At 35.3% G+C, this 744-nt stretch carries 1 protein-coding gene and 1 pseudogene; one reads left to right on the top strand and one right to left on the bottom strand.

Going from position 1 to position 744, the window contains the following annotated elements; translation table 11 throughout:
• Positions 1-111: pseudogene (locus ACEO2X_RS14005) on the top strand (IS701 family transposase); the annotation flags it as partial.
• A gap of 28 nt (positions 112-139) precedes the next feature.
• On the opposite strand, the gene ACEO2X_RS14000 reads toward ACEO2X_RS14005, so the two are convergent.
• Entirely contained in the window at positions 140-625 is a 486-nt protein-coding gene (locus ACEO2X_RS14000) for a GGDEF domain-containing protein (protein ID WP_286379081.1), read from the bottom strand.
• Positions 626-744: the final 119 nt, after the last annotated feature.

The following is a 744-nucleotide window of genomic DNA, read 5'->3' as shown; positions in this document are numbered from 1 at the left end:
GAAAATGTATATCGTTGGCAGAAGAAATTATTTAGACCAGTTATCAAAAACTTCATTGATGACTTTATTCTCGATAAAAATCATCTGCTACCACAGAGAATCTATAAATAATAGTGCGTAAGTCCTACAAAATTAATATTCATGATTCAATATCTTGCTGCACATTATTACGTCCACTTTGCTTGGCTTTATACAGCGCAGCATCAGTACGCTGAATTAATTCATGTTGATCTGCATGATAAACATATAAGGCACTTAAACCAAAACTTGCGGTAATTTGAATCTCATGTTCTGCATAGGCAATACGATGTTGTTCAATGGCAATTCTGCAGCGTTCCAGTACATTTTGGGCAATTTGCGGTGAGGTATTGGAGAAAATAATCATAAATTCTTCGCCACCAAAACGTCCGATAATATCTTCACTGCGTAGATTTTTTTGCAAAATTTTTGGAATTTGCTTGAGTACCTGATCCCCTCCATCGTGTCCATAGCGATCATTTACTTGCTTAAACCAGTCTAAATCGAGCAGGGCAAGGCAGATGTGTTCTTTGTTTTGCCCCGCCAATTGTTTTTGATTCACCAGTTGGTTGAATTTTATGCTTAAACCGCGTCGGTTGAGAGTAATTAACTATAACTAAAAATATAGACAAATATTTGCATAAGTTCTCATTTTGTCTATGTCGATTCAGTAGTGGCAAGGTGGGTATTTATTAGAGATTTAAATGATTATCTTTTGTATTTTAG

Source organism: Acinetobacter sp. AL9, from assembly GCF_041464035.1.
GTDB lineage: Bacteria > Pseudomonadota > Gammaproteobacteria > Pseudomonadales > Moraxellaceae > Acinetobacter > Acinetobacter towneri.
This window is presented reverse-complemented; position numbering and strand designations above follow the sequence as displayed.